This window comes from Streptomyces racemochromogenes (genome assembly GCF_044129415.1).
Taxonomy (GTDB): domain Bacteria; phylum Actinomycetota; class Actinomycetes; order Streptomycetales; family Streptomycetaceae; genus Streptomyces; species Streptomyces racemochromogenes_A.
The window spans coordinates 1-16165 of the sequence record NZ_JBBDHD010000140.1 but is presented as its reverse complement, the minus strand read 5'-3'; the positions used below and the strand labels follow the sequence as shown (position 1 = coordinate 16165).

The window sequence follows — 16165 nt, the reverse complement described above, 5'->3', positions numbered from 1 at the left end:
ACCCCCTCAGGTGATCCGGGCGGGCCGGGCCGGCGGGGGGGGGGGTGGGGCGGGGGGGGGCGGGGCGGGGCGGGCCCCCCCCCCCCGGGCCCGGGGCGGCGCCTGACGGCGGCCGCCCATCTGGCCGTGGCCTACCTGCTGATGGCCTGGTGGCCGCAGGACAACCTCTACCGGCTCGCGGGCAAGCACGACTGGCCCCGGCAGGCGGCCCTCGTCTACGCCTTCAACGTGCCCCTGATGATCGCGGGCGCGGTGGTCGCCCTCTACCTCACCCGCAGGCCGTCCCCGTCCTCCGCCTCCGACGGCTGACCCCGCCCGTCCCCGGCGAAGTCCGCGCCCACCGCCAGGGCCCGTTCCCGCACCAGGGCGTCGGCCGCGTCCAGCACCTCGCGGCTGTGCGCGGCCACCAGCACTCCCATCCAGGGCGCCGGGTCGAAGGCCCCCGTCGGGATCGCCGGCAGGAACACGGCCCCGACCCCGGCGCAGTCCCGCGAAAGCCCGGCGCACACCTCCTCCAGCCGGGCCTCCGGCAGCCGGGCCCCCAGCTCCACCCGGTCCGCGATCCGTACGAGGTGCCCCGCGCCCCGCACCGCATCCAGCCGGGCGGCCACCATGAACGCGGCCGACGGGCCGGTGAGCCGCAGGTTGGCCTCGGTCGGTGCGAGCCGCCCCGCGGCGTCGACGACGAAGTCCACGTCGAACCAGCCCCGGTGGCCGGCCGCCGCCAACTCCCGGCCCACCGCATCGCCGAAGGCCAGCAGCGGGCCCTCCAACGGGGCCGGCACCACCCCGGGGCCCACGGTGGCCCCGCGGTACCCGCCGTCCGCCACGTCCATCAGGGCCGCGCCGACCCGGTGCGGGCGGCCCGCGCCGTCCACGAAGCCGTCATAGGTCAGATCCCGCGGAATACCGGGCTCCGTCGGCCCGTGCACGTACTCCTCCACCAGCAGCGGGCCGCGCGGCAGCCGGCGCGACAGGGCCCGGGCCCCGCCGGCCGCCCGCAGGCCCGCGGGGGTCACCACGGTGGTGCCCGAACCGCCCACGCCGTGCTCCGATTTGAGAACGGTGCTCTCGCCGGCCCGCGCCCGCGCCGTCGCGCGCCGCACCGCCGCCCAGCGGGTGGCCGCCCGCCCCTGCGCGGGCAGGACGACCGCCGGATGGCCGCCCCCCGCCAGGATCCGCGCGAACAGGGCGTGTGCCCGGGACTTGGACTCGTACCGCAGCGCCTCCGGCCGCCACGGCAGAACGGCGAGCCGCGCGTACGGCTCGGTCCGCCCCCACGGCACGAGCGGCAGCCCGCGCCCCCTCACCCGCCGGGCCAGCGCCGGCCGGGCCAGCACCGCCTCCGACAGACCCGGGCCCCGCTCCGCCAGGCCGTCGTACACCTCCACCCCCGGCCCCCAGTCCAGCGTCCGTCCGAGGGCGCCGGTCCACCAGCGCGGCACCGGCCGCGGCAGGACCAGCGCGGCCGGGCTGGGGCTGTAGAAGGCGGCCAGGCAGGCGTAGTCGTGCGCGGGCCGCTGCCCCCCGTCGAGGGAGGCGTCGGCGAACTGGGCGTTGAACTCGGCGACGTTGCCCACGTGCACCGCGGCCTCCCCGCCCGTCCAGGCCCGCGCCCACCCGGCCGGGGGCGCGGGGGCCACCTCGAACCGGACCAGTCCCGGCGGGGAACCGGCCGCCGGGACGGCGCCCATCGCCCGGTAGAAGCCCTCCGCATGGGGGTCCGCGTCGATCAGCATCCGCCGGAAGCCGAGCCCGGCGGCCCGGCGCACGGCGTCCAGGTACAGCAGCCGCCCGACGCCCCGGCCGATGGCCGAGGGCTCCACGAACAGCAGCCCGAGCCGCGCCGGCCCGGCGGAGCCCCGCCCGCCGCCCTCCAGGGAGGCACAACCCAGCAGCTCTCCGCGGGCGTTCTCGGCCACCGTGATCCGCCGGGCCGTCAGCTCCTCCTCCGCGATCCGCAGCTGCGGTGCGCACGCGTCGAGGAACTCCGCGCCGTACCCCCAGTGCGCCTTGGACCGCATGACCAGCGCGGACAGCGCCACCGCCTCACCGGGCCGCGCGGGCCTGGTCTTTGCCATCTCCTGACCTCCCCATGGTCCGGGGCAGGGCCGTGCGATAGATTCGGCCTCCCCACGGCGCGTCCCCGGCCCGTCCTGGGCCCATCCTCGTCCACCGCCCCACCCCCCGTCAGGCAGGCTTCCCCATGAGCGACATCGTCAACGGACTCGGCCGTACGACCGCCTACGGCGCCGTCGGGCTGGTCCTGCTGGTCCTCGGCATCGTCCTGGTGGACGTGCTGACGCCGGGCAAGCTCCCGAAGCAGATCTGGGAGGAGCGCAACCGCAACGCGGCCCTCCTGCTCAGCTCCGCGCTCCTCGGCATCGGCGGCATCGTCTTCACCTCGATCTGGACGACGTACGAGGACTTCGGCAAGGGCCTGCTGTCGACGGCCGCCTTCGGCCTGCTCGGCCTGGTCCTGATGGCCGTGGCCTTCCTGGTGCTGGACCTGGTGACCCCGGGCAGGCTCGGCGCCATCGTGGTCGACCCGGAGCCGCACCCGGCCGTCTGGGTCACGGCCTGCTGCAACCTCGCGGTCGCCGCGATCGTGGCCGCCTCCATCGCCTGACCCCCGGCGTCCGCGCCGCTCCGACGAGAGAGCGCCGCTCCCCTCCGGGGGCGGCGCTCCGCCGTGTCCGGGTGCCCCGGGATGCACCCCCTACGCCAGACCCAGCGCGAACGCCCCGAACCCGGCCGCCAGCACCCCCGCCACGGCCCCGCGGACCGCCGCCCCCCGGCGCCGGGCGCCCGGCGGCGCCTCGAACCGGCGTGCGTGGCGGGCGATCCCCACCAGCACGAGCGCGAACACCGGCAGCCACAGCGCCCGTGCCCCGACCCAGTCCAGTCCCTCGGGCGCCGTCGTCAGCCCGGCCACGGCGCCGCCGGAGAACGAAGCCGGCACGGCCGCCGCCAGCATCGCCGTCTGGTGCCAGCACAGGACGGTCATCGCCGACAGGTTGACCACCACCACCGGCGCCCACAGCGCCGGCCGCTCCAGCAGCCGCGCCAGCCGGTCCCGCAGCAGCATCGCCGCACCGGACTGGGCCGCGGCCAGGGCCAGGACCAGCAGCGACGGCGGGTGCGAGTTGGTCCGCGCCGCCCCCGGCACCCCGACCATCGACGCCGGGTAGTGGAAGGCCGCCAGCAGCACCGCGAACAGCGCCGCCCCGCCCACCAGCAGCAGCCGGGCCCCGCGCCGGCCGATCCGCCCCTCACCCCAGGCCACGCCCAGCTGATAGGCGAAGAGCCAGCCCGGCAGGACGTTCAGCAGGGACAGCCAGGACGGCACCGAGGCGGCGAACGGCCCGTACCGCAGGAAGTCGACCACCGCCACGGACACCAGCAGCGGGGCCGCCGCCCAGCCGCCGAGCCGCCCCCCCGCCCGCACGCAGTACGGGGTCAGCGCCGTCACCACCGCGTACACCCCGACGAACCACAGCGGCTGCACCACCAGGGTCGCCGCCGTCCGCAGCGTGGCCTCCGGCACCCCCGCCGCGTACAGCACCGGCGCGGCCACCGCCCACACCGCCGTCACCCCCAGCACCGGCCGGCCCAGACGCACCATCCGCCCCGCGAGCCAGGCCCGGGTCGAGCCCGTGCGGCGGCGGAAGGAGAGCACCGACGCGTAGCCGCCGACGAGGAAGAAGACGCCGAGCATCTGGAGCACCCAGCTCGCCGGGGCGAGGGCGCCGACGGACGACAGCGGGCTGGCGTTGTGCAGCCCGCCCTCCCGGTCGACGGTGAAACCGCCGAGCAGCCAGTGCCCGGTCGGCACCGCGAGCAGGGCCAGCGCCCGCAGCCCGTCCACCGCCCGGTCCCGGTGGCCGGGCGTCTTCCGGTCGATCCGCCCGGCGGCCCGGCGCAGCGCGGCGACGGCCCCCGCCCGCGCGGCCGTGACCGTCGTCCTCCCGAAGCGGCGCATGCCCTGTCCCCTCTCTCCTCGTGACGGAGAGGAAGGTAGGAAGGCGGTACCCGGCCGCACGTCGGACCGGAGAGCCAAGCCGCGTGTCATACCCCGGTAGGGGGTGGAGGAGGCGGCCGCCGCGGGGGCGTCCCGCCGGCCGCGTCACTTCTGCGCGTGCTCGCCGAGGTAGAACAGCAGCATCACGAAGGCGGCGAACACGTGCGTGCCGGCGATGTAGAAGAAGGCGCGCAGCGCGACGCCCTTCGCCTTCCACTTCTCCTGCTGCGCGGCCGACCGCTGCCCGGCGCCGCCGTGATCCTGGTCGTCTTCCGTCATGACCGCTGGACTCCCTCGACGCTCGGCACAACCCCCGCGAGTCTATCGGGCCCGGGCAGAGCGCCTCCGGGACGCCGGCGGGCCCGCGCCGCTAAGCGGAGTCGCCGGGGCGGACCAGCCCTGCCTCGTACGCGAAGACCACCGCCTGTGCCCGGTCGCGCAGGTCCAGCTTGCCCAGGACCCGCCCGACGTGGGTCTTGACCGTCTGCTCCGCCAGCACCAGGTGCGCGGCGATCTCCTGGTTCGACAGCCCGCGCGCGATCAGCTCCAGCACCTCCGTCTCGCGCGGGGTCAGGCCGTTCAGCCGCAACGCCGGGTCCTTGCGCGGCTTCGGACGGTGCCGGACGAAGTCCGCGATCAGCCGGCGCGTCACCGACGGCGCCAGCAGCGCCTCGCCGGAGGCCACCACCCGCACCGCCGCGATCAGGTCGGCGGGCGGGGCGTCCTTCAGCAGGAACCCCGACGCGCCCGCGCGCAGCGCCTCGTACACGTAGTCGTCGATGTCGAAGGTGGTCAGCATCAGCACCTTCGGCCGGTGGATCACCCCCGGCGGCGGGTCCAGCAGCTCCCGGGCCGCCGACAGCCCGTCCAGCTCGGGCATCCGCACGTCCATCAGCACCACGTCCGGGTGCACGGTGCGGGAGAGCCGTACGCCCTCCCGGCCGTCGGGCGCCTCGCCCACCACGTCGATGTCGGCCTGCGCCGACAGCAGGGCGGCGAACCCCGCCCGCACCATGGCCTGGTCGTCGACGATGATCACGCGGATGGTCAACTGGATCCCCCGGTCCGGGCATCGAGCGGCAGCCGGGCGGCGACCCGGAAACCGCCCTCGGGCAGCGGGCCCGCGTCCAGGGTCCCGCCGGTCAACCGTACGCGCTCGCGCATCCCCACGAGACCGTGCCCCGTCCCCGCGCCCTCCAGCGCCACCACGGCGTCCCGCGCCGGGCCGTTGACCACCAGCACGAGCACCTCGCCGTCCTCCGCGGAGCGGGTCACCGACACCCGGGTCCGCGCTCCCGGCGCGTGCCGCACCACGTTCGCCAGGGCCTCCTGCACGATGCGGTACGCCGACAGGTCCACGGCCGGGACCGCCCGCGCCGCCTCGGCCACGCCCGCCGCCAGCGACAGCTCCACCGGCTGCCCGGCCCGTACGGTCGCCTCCACCAGCTGCTGGATCCGCCCGACCCCCGGCTGAGGGGCACGCTCCCCGCCGCCCGCCGTGTCCCCGCCCTCGGAGCCGTCCCCGCGCAGCACCGTCAGCAGCCGCCGCATCTCGCCCAGGGACTCACGGGCGCTCGCCGCGATGGCCGCGAACTCCTCGCGCACCGGCTCCGCCATGCCCGGCAGCCGGTACGGCGCGGAGTCGGCCTGCACGGTGATCACCGACATGTGGTGGGCCACCACGTCGTGCAACTCCCGTGCGATGCGCGCCCGTTCCTCCAGCAGGGTGCGCCGCGCCCGCTCGGCCCCGCTGATGCTCTCCTGCTCCGCGATCCGCTGCCGGGCGTCTCCCAGCCCGCGCAGCGCCCCGGTCAGCGCCAGCACCACCCCGCTCAGCACGAACTGCACGGCCCCGGTGTTCGTCACCCCGTCCGGTGCGAAGAAGCCGAGCACCACCCCCGCCGCGCCCGTCACCAGCCACACCCCGACGAGGGTCCGCACCGACTCCCGCAGCCCCAGGCAGGCCATCAGCACCAGGTACCCGACCACGGTCATCGGCGGCCACGGCCACGAACGCCCCGCCACCCCGCCGGCGGACGCCAGCAGTACGGCCCCGGTCACGTCCGCCGCCAGCACCACCGCCCAGGCCGGCACCGGCCGGGTCACCGCCAGCAGCAGCGGCACCGTCTGCGCCACGCCCAAGGCCCCTGCCCAGCCGCCGCCCAGCCGGTAGTCGTTGGTCAGCACCGCGATGGTCACGGGGAGCAGCACCACCACGAAGACGGCCGTGACGGCGAAGGGTGCCAGTCGCTGCCAGCGGCGCGGCGCCCGCGCCAGCAGGGGCTCGCCCGCCCTGGCCGGGGTGCGCAGCGCCACCGCGAGTCCGGCGAACCCGCCGCCGGAGTCCCGCCCGCCGGCGCTCGGGCCCCGGGCCCCGGAGCCCGGGCCCGGTGCGTCGGTCGGCGGGGTCTTCCGGGCGCGGCCCGGGACGCGCGGTGTGAACCTCATGATCCGCCAGCGTAGGCGCCCGGCGCCCCTCGGGCGGTGGAGGGCGGACGGATAGGCTGCGCGGCGTCCGGACAGCGAACGAGGGGAGCCGGTGGCATGGGCGGGGCGGCCGCACTCGAAAAGCTGGTACCGGTACTGCTGGCCTTCGGCGGCGGGGTCCTGCTCGCCCGGCGCAAGACCGTCCCGGCGGAGGCCTCCAAGGCCTTCTCCGACTACGCCTTCCTCTTCGCCGTCCCCTGCTACCTCTTCGGCAACATCTACGCCGCCGACCTCGCCGCGCTGTTCGACTGGAGGGCCATCGGCGGCTACGCGGCCGCCGCCGTTCTCGCCGTCCTCGCGGTGGCCCTCGGCGCCGCCGCGTACGGCGTACGGGAGCCCCGCGCCGTGGCGCTGCGCGTGATGGCGGGCGTCCAGGTCAACACCGCCTACTTCGCCGTGCCCGTCTTCATCACCGTCTTCGGGACGGCCGCGCCGATCTTCCCGGTGCTGCTGTTCCAGGTGTGCGTGCTCTCGCTCGTGGTCATCGCCCTCATGGAACTGGGCCGCGCGGGCGCCGGCGGCCCCGCCGCCCGGCTCGGCCGGGCCCTGGCCGCCTCCCTCGCCACCCCGCTCGTCCTGGCCTGCAACGCCGGCATCCTGCTCAACCTGTCCTCGGTGCACCTCCCCAAGGTGCTCCTCGACGGCGCCGCGTTCGTCGGCGACAGCGCCTCGCCGGTGGCCCTGTTCGCCCTCGGCCTGCACCTCGGCGGCACGGGCCTGGACGTCCGCGGCACCACCCGGGAGGAGGCCGCGCTGATCGCCTTCAAGTGCCTGGCCTTCCCGCTGCTGGCCTGGGCGGTGTGCGCGGGCCTCTTCGGGATACGGGGCCAGTGGCTCGCCTACCTCGTCGTGATCGCCGCGATGCCGACGCCGCAGAACCTCTTCATCTTCGCCCAGCGCTACGACATCGGCGTCGACCTCTCCGCCTCCGTCGTGATCAAGAGCTCGGTGGTCTCCCTGCTCCTGCTGCCCCTCTGGCTCCAGACCGTCGCCTCCTGACCGTGACCGTGACCGTGAACGCGGCCGGCGCCCCGCCCGCGGCTCGTTCCCCCTCGGGGCCTCCGCTCGTTGAGCGGGGCATGGAGCTGCTGCCGAAGATCGCGGCGCCGGGCGTCGGCGAACGGGCCGACGCCGCGGCCGATGCCGCCTGCCACCTCTACGACGCCGTCGCGCCCTGGAACGGCGGGCCCGGAGGCTGGAGCCGGACCGCCGCCGAGGACGCCGCCGAGACGATCGAGACCACCGCGCACGCCCTCGCGCGCATCCACCCGCGCGCCGAGGTCATCCTGGCGCCCGTCCACGCGGCCCTCGCCGATCTGCGCCGTCAGCTCGAACTGCCCCCGGCCGATCCGCTGACCGCCGAGGGGGTCCCGATGACCCCCCGGACGGTCGGCAACCCGCGCCGGACCCGCTGGGTGCGGGTGCTCACTCCGCCCGCACCCCGGCGACCGCCGACTGGTACAGCTTCCTGATCTCCGCGCCGAAGTAGGCGCTGTACGAGGTGTCGGCCGTGGGCCCGCCGGTCTCCCAGCCGCCGATCACCCCGACCACGTCGCCGGTCGCGGTGTCCTCGTCGAAGCGGGTGATGAACGGGCCGCCGCTGGTCCCGCCCGGGTAGCCGGTGCAGTCGATCCGCAGGAACGATCCGGGGCTGCCCGGGTCGGTGCTGGTGAACTTGGTCGTCTTGTTGACGCACGCGCGCGGACGGGGCGCCGGCGCCGGGTGGCCGATGAGGACCACCTTGGGGTGGTTGAAGGTGGCCCCGGTGACGAGCCGGTTCGCCCCGACCACGTCCTCGACCTCCTCACCTTCGGCGTCCGGGCCGACCTGGGCGAAGGCCACGTCGAGGGTGGCGGCCTTCGCGGCGCCCTCGGTGCGGTAGCGGGAGGCGATCCACACCTTCGAGCGGCCCGCCGCGTCCCGCAGGACCGGGAACATCCCGTACGGGCGCGGGTTGGCGCGCGTGTACTGCGGTACGAAGGCCACCTGACGGGTGTCGCTGCCCAGCAGGCAGTGCGCCGCGCTGAGCACCATGTTCCGGCCGGGGGAGGAGACCACGCTGGCCGTGCAGAAGTAGGCGCCGGAGCCCTGCATCACGAACATCCGGCCGACGACCGGGATCCCGTCGAAGTCCTTGCCCACTCCGGCGGGGGCGGACGGGAGCACCGGCCCGGCGGCGGGCAGGGCGGGCGCGGCCGGCGCGGGAACCGGGACCGCCGACGCGGCGGCGGCCGAGGCGGCAGGGGCGGGGGCCGGGGCCGCAGAAGCCGGGGCCGCGGGGGCGGAGGCGGCGGGAGTGGGGGAGGCGGAGGAGAAAGGTTCCGTCGGGGGAGCCGGAAGGGTGCCCGCAGCGGCGGTCGCGGCCGGCGCCCCCGCGGGCACCGGCGTCGCGGCCGCCGCGTCCCCCGCCCCGGGCGCGGCGGACGGCGCCGCCCCGGGTGCGGGGGAGGCCGGGACGCCCGGGGCGGGCGGGCCGGGGACGGGCAGCGCCGAGGCCATCCGCGCGGGGGTCCAGAACGCGGCTGCCTCCCTGGCGGTCCAGCGCCCGGCCGAGGCCTCGGCGTTGCCGGGGTGCAGACCGGGCAGCGGCCCGCCCGGCAGCAGCAGGGCGGCGGTCGCCGCCGCCAACGTGAACGTACGCAGCATGTCTCGTTCCTGTTCGTGACGGCCCGGAGGGGCTGGGGGACAAGGGGGTGACGGCGGTTCAGACGGCCTGGGGGAAACGCAGCAGCCGGTCCGGGTCGTAGGCGCGCCGGACCCCTTCCAGGCGGGGGAGGTTCGGTCCGTAGTAGGCCTCGCGCCAGCCGGTCAGCTTCGGGTCGGCGTAGTTCTGGTAGGCCCGGCCGCCCGCCCACGGGCGCAGCGCCCGCCACAGCCCGTCGAGCCAGTCCTGGTGCCGGGCCGCCGCGGCGGGGGTCGCGGACGCCGGCCAGTACGCGAGGTACTGGGCGAGGAAGGCGCTGTCGCGGTGCACGAAGGCGGTGGCGCCGGCCGGCACCCGGTTGACGGCCCCGCCGCACACCCCGTCGAACTGGACCACGCCCAGCCCGCCGGACGGCACCTCGCGCCCGTACCGGCCGAGGGCGTCGAGGACCGCGCCGACCGCCGCGTCCGGGAGCCCGGGCCCGTGCCAGAAGTCGGAGCGGGCCGCGTACGAGTCCCGGCCCAGGACGCCCCGCGGGTCCCGGCCGGGCAGCCGTCCCGGCAGCCGGCACCGCTCGGGGCCGCCGTCGGGGCAGCCCGCCATGGCCCGCACGGTGTCCTCCCAACCGCGCACGGTGGTCCAGGAGTCCCGGGGCTCCCGCCCCACCAGGCCGATCAGCCGGCCGGCTTCGCGCTCCAGCTCCCCGCGGCCGTCGAGGCACACCGCCCGGACGGCCAGGGCCGCCGTGGAGCCGGCCTCCACCGTGAACTCGGCCTGGCTCCAGAACGGGTCCGGCAGCGCGGCCAGCCAGCGCTGCCAGCCGTGCACCACCGCCGCCGAGTCCGCGGCGGGCCAGTGCAGTTCGGCGAAGGCGGCGTCCCCGACCGGATGGGTGCGCAGCCGGAACTCGGTGACCACCCCGAAGTTGCCGCCACCGCCGCCGCGCAGCGCCCAGAACAGCTCCGGATCCCGGTCGGGGCCGACCTCGCGGACCTCCCCGTCCGGGGTCACCACGCGGGCGCCGGTGAGCCGGTCGGAGGTGGTGCCGTGGGCCCGGGAGGCGAGGCCCAGGCCGCCGCCGAGGGTGAGCCCGGCGATGCCGACGGAGGGACAGAGCCCGGCGGGCACGCCCAGGCCGCGCCCGCTGAGCGCGGCGTGCACGTCGGCCAGCCGGGCACCCGCGCCGACGTGGGCCTCGTCGCCCGTGACCGCCACCCCGGCCATCGCCCCGACGTCGACCACCAGTCCGGCCTCCACCGTGGACCACCCCGCGTAGCCGTGGCCGCCGCCGCGCGGCACGACCGGGGCGGCCGAGCGGCGGGCGAAGTCCAGGCAGACGGCCACGTCTCCGGCGTGCGCCGGATAGGCCACCGCGCCGGGGGCGACGGAGTCGTAGCGGGGCTGGAACAGCTGCCGGGCCTCGGCGTAGTCCCCGTCCCCCGGAAGGACCACCCGCCCGTCCACCGCCCGGGCCAGCGCCGCGAAGTCGGGGCCGGCCGCGACACCCGGCCACCGGCCCCGCGCACGGTCGGCGGCGGCCCCGGGGGAGGTGCCCGACGCGCCCGCCCCGGCGGCGCCGAGCACGGCGGCGGCCGCGCCCGCCAGGACCCGGCGGCGTGGAATCTTCATACTTCCTTCCTGCCACCGTCCGCCCCGAAGGAGGCGAAGGCGGGCCCGCCGGACCCGTGTTGTCCCCCGAACGGCGGACACTGTTCGAACCCCGGCCGAAACCGGCTTCCGCCGTGCCGCTCCCCTCGCCGACGCCCGTGGACGAACGAGGTTCGGCGCGCGACGCCCTGGCGCGGCGTCAGTCCCACGAGGGGGCGCGGTGCCGGGCGCGGGGCTCGTCCAGGGCCGGCCTCACGCCCCGGCCGAGCCGGGCCCTGGCACACGGCGGCCGCCGTCGCGGCGACGTCCCCGGTGTACGGCCCGGCCCAGGGGGTGCGGGCGCCGGCGGGGGAGACCGGTCGGGGGTGCGGGCCGCGGGGCCCCGGCGGTGCGGGGCGCCGTTTCCCGGAGGGGACGGCGGCCGCGGTCGCGTCGGGCGGGTCGCCGGATCAGCGGGGAGGGCGTCCGGGCACCGGGGGCGTCACGGGGTCCGGGGTTTGCGGGCCAGGACGAAGCCCCGGGGCCCCGGCTCGCCTTCGGCCGGCTCCCGGACCATGCGGGCCGCCTCTGGCAGCCCCGCCTCCGCCAGGAGGCCGGCCAGCGGCTCGGGGGCGTGCGCGGCGGGTTCCGGACGGTCCCGGACGGTCTCGGCGTCGAAGGCGACCAGGGCGTGCCCGCCGGGGGCCAGGACCCGGGCGAACTCGGCGAAGACGTCGGGGAGTTCCCGCTGGGGCAGATGGGCGGTCCCGTGCCAGGCGACCACCCCGCCCAGGGCGCCGTCCGGCACGTCCAGCGCGGCCATCCGTCCGACCTCGAACCGCAGTCCCGGGTACGTGCGCCGGGCCACCGCCACCATCGCCGGGGAGAGGTCGACGCCGAAGGCCCGCAGCCCGCGCCGGGCCAGGTACGCCGTCACCCGTCCCGGGCCGCAGCCCAGATCGGCGACCGCGCCGCCCGCGTCACGCGCGTGCGCGGCGAAGGCGTCGAGCATCGCCCGGTCCAGCGGCCGGGCCACCGGGTCCTCCCGCAGCCGCCGGGCGTGGTCCACGGCGACGAGGTCGTGGGAGGCCCGTACGGCGGGATCACGCGAGACGGCTGTCATGCTCCTGCACACTAGCGGGGCGGACCGCCGGATTCACCGCCCCCCTCCCCCTGACCGTCACCCTCCGGCCGGCGGAGCCGGCAGCTCCGTCCACTGGTCCCCGGGCACCCCGGGGCTCAGCCGCATCAGGGTCAGCGCCTTCACCGGCAGCGGCCCCCGCAGCGCCGCGGAGTCGGCGGTGGGCGCGAGCCCGTCCAGGCCCGCCGCCAGCGCCGCCCCGAACGCCTCCGCGGAGCCGGCCGTCGCGGCGAGCGCCCCGGCCGCCAGCGAGCCGAACGCCTTGCGCCGCAGCACCGTCTCGTCGTCCGTCACCAGTCGTCCCGACAGCGGCGGCACCGGCAGGCCGTGCCGGGCCAGCCGGGCCGGGCTGATCCGGATGTCGGCCAGGTCGCGGTAGACCAGCCGCAGCGGGGTGCCGTCGGGGGCCAGGACCACGAGGAGGTTCTGCCCGTGGGCCTCCAGCGCCACCCCGAGCTCCAGCACCCGCAGGCACACCGACAGCGCCAGCCGGGCGAACCGCGCGCGCCACTGCTCCGACCGGGCGAGCGGGCTCCCCGCCAGCGCCGCCACCGCGACGACCTGTTCCCCGGCCCGCGCGTACGCCTCCGGGGGCTCGCGGAGCACCGCCGCCAGGTCCGGGCTGTAGGCGGTGGCCGCGCCCAGGGTGCGGGTGACGTGCAGACGGCCGTCCAGCCGCTCGGCCAGCGCGTGCGCGAACGCCGACACCACGGCGGCCGTCTCGACCGAATAGGCGGAGATGTCCCGCACCGACGAGGTCAGCCGCGTGCTCAGGGCCGTCTTCACGTGGGCGCCCCCGGCCGCCGGTGCGAGCGTGCGCAGGGCCATCAGCGGGTGCGCCGCCGCACCGGGCAGGACCTCCTCGCCCTTGAGGACGTGCTCGGCCTGCCAGGGGTGCACGGGGACCAGGACCCGGTCCCCGTCGCGCAGCTCCTGCGGCCACTCGCCGGAGACCAGGCACTCCCGCGCCCGTACGGGGACCAGCCCGAGCCGCACCAGGGGCCCGTGCTCCGGTGCGTACGCCAGCTGCTCCGCCACCGAGAAACCGGGGCGGGAGCGGCAGTTGGGGTGGTACGGGTGCCCGTCGACCACTCGCTGCTCCCACTCCCATCCGGTGGCCGGCCCGGCCCGCTCCCCGGCCGGCTGCCCGGCGCGGGACAGGGCGAGGGAGGCGGTGCTGTCGTCCAGCTCGGCGGCGAAGGAGGCGAACGCCGCGCCCAGCGGCCCGGCCGCGCCGTGCGGCACCCGCAGCGCCTCGACCAGCCGGGCCGCCTGCCGGTACGGACGCCCGTCGAGCCGTACCTCGGTGACGTAGGCGTCCGTGGCGTACGGGTCCGGTCTCGGCCCCTCCAGCCGCCCGCCCCCGGCCAGCAGCAACCGGAGCGAGTCCGTCCCGTGCTCCCGCCCCAGGACCCACGGCAGCGGTTCGAAGGCCAGCGACCGCCAGAGCCGGGTCAGCACGGCGGAGCGGGCGCCCTCCAGCGCCGCCTCGTACGCCGACCCGAGCCCGGGGCGTACGCCGGCCAGCGCGGCGGCGACGGCCTCCTCGGCGGCGCCCGCCGGGGAGGGGCCGGGGGCGGGCGGGGGAAGGTGCGTGCTGCGGTCCAGGGTCCCGTTCCTTTCGGATGGCTTCGACTGAGGGGTCTACCCGATGATCACGTCATCATCCCGGATACTGAAGATCACGGCCGGTGGCCCCCACCGCGGACCCCGGCCGCACCGCCGCACCGAAGCGCCGAAGCACCGAAGCTCCGAATCCCCCGAATGGATCCAGTGGACCTCAACGCCGCCGACGCGGACGCCTACGCCGCCGCCCCGCTCCTGAACTGTCTGCTGCGGGAGGTGGCCGACGCCCAGGGCGGGCGCGTCCACCGGCTGCGCGGCAGCGGCCGGCTCCTGCGGGTGGGCGGCGGCCGCCGGCCGGCGGACCCGGAGCTGCGCACCGCGGACGGCTGGCACCCGCTCAGCCACGCCGAACTGGTCAAGCTCACCGCCGACGAGCTGCTGCGCCACACCGGCGTCTCCAACGACGAGCTGCCGGTGGAGATGGCCGACAGCCGGGCCGCCGTCGCCGCGCTGCTGGCCGCGCGGGCCGTGGCCGACGCGCCCGAGGACCCCTACGTCCGCTCCGAGCAGGCCCTGCTCATGGGCCATCCGCACCACCCCGCGCCCAAGACCCGCGGCGGCGGCCCCGCCGCGAGCTGGCTGCCGTACGCCCCGGAGGCGCACGCGCGCTTCCCGCTCGTCATGCTGGGCCTGCGCGAGGACCAGGTGGCCGAGGAGGGCGGACCCGCCGCCGCCGAAGCGGTCGACGCGCTCTCCGGGCTCCTCGACGGCCCCCGCCCGCCGGCCGGCTACCGGGCACTGCCGGCCCACCCCTGGCAGCTCGACCTCGTCGCCGGGCGGCGCGAGGTGCGCGAGGCCCTCGCCGACGGGCGGCTGCTGCGGCTCGGCCCGACCCGCCTGCCGGTGTGGCCGACCGCCTCGATCCGGACCGTGCACGCGCCGGGCCCGGACGCCGACCTGTTCGCGAAGTTCAGCCTCGACGTCCGCATCACCAACGACGTGCGCCGGCTGTGGCGCCACGACCTGCTGGGGCTGCGCCGTACCGACGCCGCCGTGGAGGAGGGCTTCGCCGACCTGCGCCGCCGTACCGGGGCGAGCGCGGTCTGGCTGTGCGACCGCGGCTACCGCACCGCCGCGTTCGCCTTCGAGGAGCTCGCCGTGCTGGTGCGCGACGGGCTGCGCGGGCGGGTGCTCCCGGGAGCCGTGCCGCTGCTGTGCGCGGCGCTCGCCGAGGGCTTTCCCGGCAGCCCGCTGGAGGGTGCGCCCGACCCGGCGGGGTGGTGGCGGGCGTACCTGCGGCACGTCGTGCCCCCGGTGCTCGACCTGTTCGCGCGCCACGGGATCGTGCTGGAGGCCCACCTCCAGAACTGCCTGGTCGCCGTGGACGGCCGGGGGGTGCCCGTGCAGGCCCTCTTCCGGGACGCGGAGGGGGTCAAACTCCCGCAGGACCTGCCGCGCGCGGCGGCCTGGGAGCGGCTCGTGTACTGCCTGGTCGTCAACCACCTGGCGGAGGTGGCCGCGACCCTGGCCGCGCACCACCCGGAAGCGGCCGGCGGGCTGTGGCCGGCGGTGCGGGAGGAGCTGCTGCGCTACGACGCCGAGCACGGCCTGCCGGAGATCGCGGCGCTCCTGGACGCCCCCGCGCTTCCGGCCAAGACGAACCTGCTGCTGCGCTGGACCCGGGCGGACGGGGCGGACGCGCGTTACCTGGACCTGCCGAACCCGCTGCGCGGATAGGGGCGCCCGCCGGGCCGGTGCCGGATTCGGCCAACGTGGCGCCGGCCTGCACGGACCCGTGGAGAAAGGTATAGACCAATGCTAGGTTGGTGGGGCAGACCGCGCAGTCCTTGACCACCCGTCAGAGGAGAAGCCATGCCCTCCCCTTCGCGGGGCGGCGGCCCGGCCGCCACGCCCAAGTACCAGCGCATCGCCGCAGCGCTGCGGGACGAACTCGACCACGCCGCCCGGACCGCCGGAGGAAGACTGCCCTCCGAACGCACCCTCGCCGCCCGCTACGAGGTCAACCGGCAGACCGTCCGCGCCGCCCTCCAGGAGCTGCGCGCCGACGGACTGGTCGTCACCGGCCGCCGGGGCACCCGGGCCGTCCCGCCCCCGCGGCCGCCCCGCCCCGCCGGCCCGGAGGCCGCGCACGGGCCCTCGTACCCGGCCCCGCACGCCCGCGGCCCGGCCCGCTCGGCCCGGGCCCGGCTCGCCCTGGTCACCGTGCCGCCCTCGCTCGCGGCGCTGCTCGGGATGGGCGGCGGGGACCGCACCCTGGTCCACCACCACCGGGTGTACGGCTCCGACGGGCGCACCCTCCAGCACACCGTCACCTACCTCTGCCCGCGCACCGTCGCGCGCACCCCCGAGCTCGCGGCCTACCTGGAGCGGCCGGCCGCCGCCCGTGAGGAGGACCTGGGGCCGCTGCACCGCTGGCTGGCCCGGGCCACGGCCGGGGGCCGCACCGCCGAGACCATCACCATGACGCGCACCAGCCACCCCGTCGCCGCGTCCCCCGCCCGCGGGCTCTCCGTACGCCGCACCGTGCACGACGCCTCCGGCCGGCTGCTGGCCGTCACCGACCTGGCCTTCCCCGGCTGGGACCGGGTCACCTTCCACCGGGAACCGGAGGCGCTCGCCTTCCGCGTCAGCTGACCGGGCGGGCCGGGGGGGGGGGGGGGGGGGGGGCGCGCGCCCCCCCGCCGCCCCCCCGCGCCCC

The 16165-nt window shown here is 77.4% G+C and carries 15 protein-coding genes; 6 read left to right on the top strand and 9 right to left on the bottom strand.

Annotated elements, in window-relative coordinates; translation table 11 throughout:
- Positions 1-126 precede the first annotated feature (126 nt).
- Positions 127-309, top strand: coding sequence for a hypothetical protein (locus tag WDV06_RS31890; protein WP_395513290.1), 183 nt, complete (start codon positions 127-129; stop codon positions 307-309).
- Here the strand turns inward: WDV06_RS31890 and WDV06_RS31885 are convergent.
- Positions 264-2081, bottom strand: coding sequence for a GNAT family N-acetyltransferase (locus tag WDV06_RS31885; RefSeq protein ID WP_395513289.1), 1818 nt, complete (start codon positions 2079-2081; stop codon positions 264-266). The two genes, WDV06_RS31890 and WDV06_RS31885, sit on opposite strands and share 46 nt — an antisense overlap.
- Before the next feature lie 125 nt (positions 2082-2206).
- Between WDV06_RS31885 and WDV06_RS31880 the strand changes: the two genes are divergently transcribed.
- Positions 2207-2629, top strand: a complete 423-nt coding sequence (locus WDV06_RS31880) for a DUF350 domain-containing protein (RefSeq protein ID WP_395513288.1) — start codon at positions 2207-2209, stop codon at positions 2627-2629.
- 90 nt (positions 2630-2719) lie between these two features.
- Here the strand turns inward: WDV06_RS31880 and WDV06_RS31875 are convergent, their stop codons facing one another.
- The 4 genes from WDV06_RS31875 to WDV06_RS31860 all read right to left on the bottom strand — a co-directional run bounded on the left by WDV06_RS31875 (position 2720) and on the right by WDV06_RS31860 (position 6469).
- A complete protein-coding gene (locus WDV06_RS31875) occupies positions 2720-3982 on the bottom strand; it encodes an acyltransferase family protein (RefSeq protein WP_395513287.1) in 1263 nt (420 codons plus the stop codon).
- Between the two features lie 144 nt (positions 3983-4126).
- Positions 4127-4300, bottom strand: a complete 174-nt coding sequence (locus WDV06_RS31870; protein WP_395513286.1) for a DUF6126 family protein — start codon at positions 4298-4300, stop codon at positions 4127-4129.
- 91 nt (positions 4301-4391) lie between these two features.
- Positions 4392-5072 carry a response regulator gene (locus WDV06_RS31865; RefSeq protein ID WP_395513285.1) on the bottom strand — a complete coding sequence of 227 codons (681 nt, stop codon included), beginning with the start codon at positions 5070-5072 and terminating at the stop codon, positions 4392-4394.
- Complete coding sequence (locus tag WDV06_RS31860; RefSeq protein ID WP_395513284.1) at positions 5069-6469, bottom strand: sensor histidine kinase; 1401 nt, start codon at positions 6467-6469, stop codon at positions 5069-5071. The genes WDV06_RS31865 and WDV06_RS31860 overlap by 4 nt, the downstream gene beginning before the upstream one ends.
- Before the next feature lie 96 nt (positions 6470-6565).
- On the opposite strand from WDV06_RS31860, the gene WDV06_RS31855 reads away from it, so the two are divergent.
- Both WDV06_RS31855 and WDV06_RS31850 read left to right on the top strand, forming a co-directional pair.
- Entirely contained in the window at positions 6566-7507 is a 942-nt protein-coding gene (locus WDV06_RS31855; RefSeq protein ID WP_395513283.1) for an AEC family transporter, read from the top strand.
- A gap of 80 nt (positions 7508-7587) precedes the next feature.
- The gene (locus tag WDV06_RS31850) at positions 7588-7980 is read left to right on the top strand and encodes a hypothetical protein (protein ID WP_395513282.1); all 393 of its coding nucleotides are present in this window, start codon (positions 7588-7590) and stop codon (positions 7978-7980) included.
- Here WDV06_RS31850 and WDV06_RS31845 read toward each other — a convergent pair.
- The 4 genes from WDV06_RS31845 to WDV06_RS31830 form a co-directional block, all read right to left on the bottom strand.
- Positions 7934-9154 carry a trypsin-like peptidase domain-containing protein gene (locus WDV06_RS31845; protein ID WP_395513281.1) on the bottom strand — a complete coding sequence of 407 codons (1221 nt, stop codon included), beginning with the start codon at positions 9152-9154 and terminating at the stop codon, positions 7934-7936. The two genes, WDV06_RS31850 and WDV06_RS31845, sit on opposite strands and share 47 nt — an antisense overlap.
- A 58-nt stretch (positions 9155-9212) precedes the next feature.
- Positions 9213-10781, bottom strand: coding sequence for an FAD-binding oxidoreductase (locus WDV06_RS31840; protein WP_395513280.1), 1569 nt, complete (start codon positions 10779-10781; stop codon positions 9213-9215).
- Positions 10782-11241: 460 nt separating this feature from the next.
- Positions 11242-11862: a class I SAM-dependent DNA methyltransferase gene (locus WDV06_RS31835; protein ID WP_395513279.1), complete on the bottom strand. Its 621-nt coding sequence runs from the start codon at positions 11860-11862 to the stop codon at positions 11242-11244.
- 57 nt (positions 11863-11919) lie between these two features.
- The gene (locus WDV06_RS31830; RefSeq protein WP_395513291.1) at positions 11920-13488 is read right to left on the bottom strand and encodes an IucA/IucC family protein; all 1569 of its coding nucleotides are present in this window, start codon (positions 13486-13488) and stop codon (positions 11920-11922) included.
- 156 nt (positions 13489-13644) lie between these two features.
- Here WDV06_RS31830 and WDV06_RS31825 point away from each other — a divergent pair, with 156 nt between their 5' ends.
- Positions 13645-15183, top strand: coding sequence for an IucA/IucC family protein (locus WDV06_RS31825; protein ID WP_395513278.1), 1539 nt, complete (start codon positions 13645-13647; stop codon positions 15181-15183).
- A 135-nt stretch (positions 15184-15318) separates the two neighbouring features.
- Positions 15319-16101, top strand: a complete 783-nt coding sequence (locus tag WDV06_RS31820) for a GntR family transcriptional regulator (protein WP_395513277.1) — start codon at positions 15319-15321, stop codon at positions 16099-16101.
- The last annotated feature ends 64 nt before the right edge of the window (positions 16102-16165 follow it).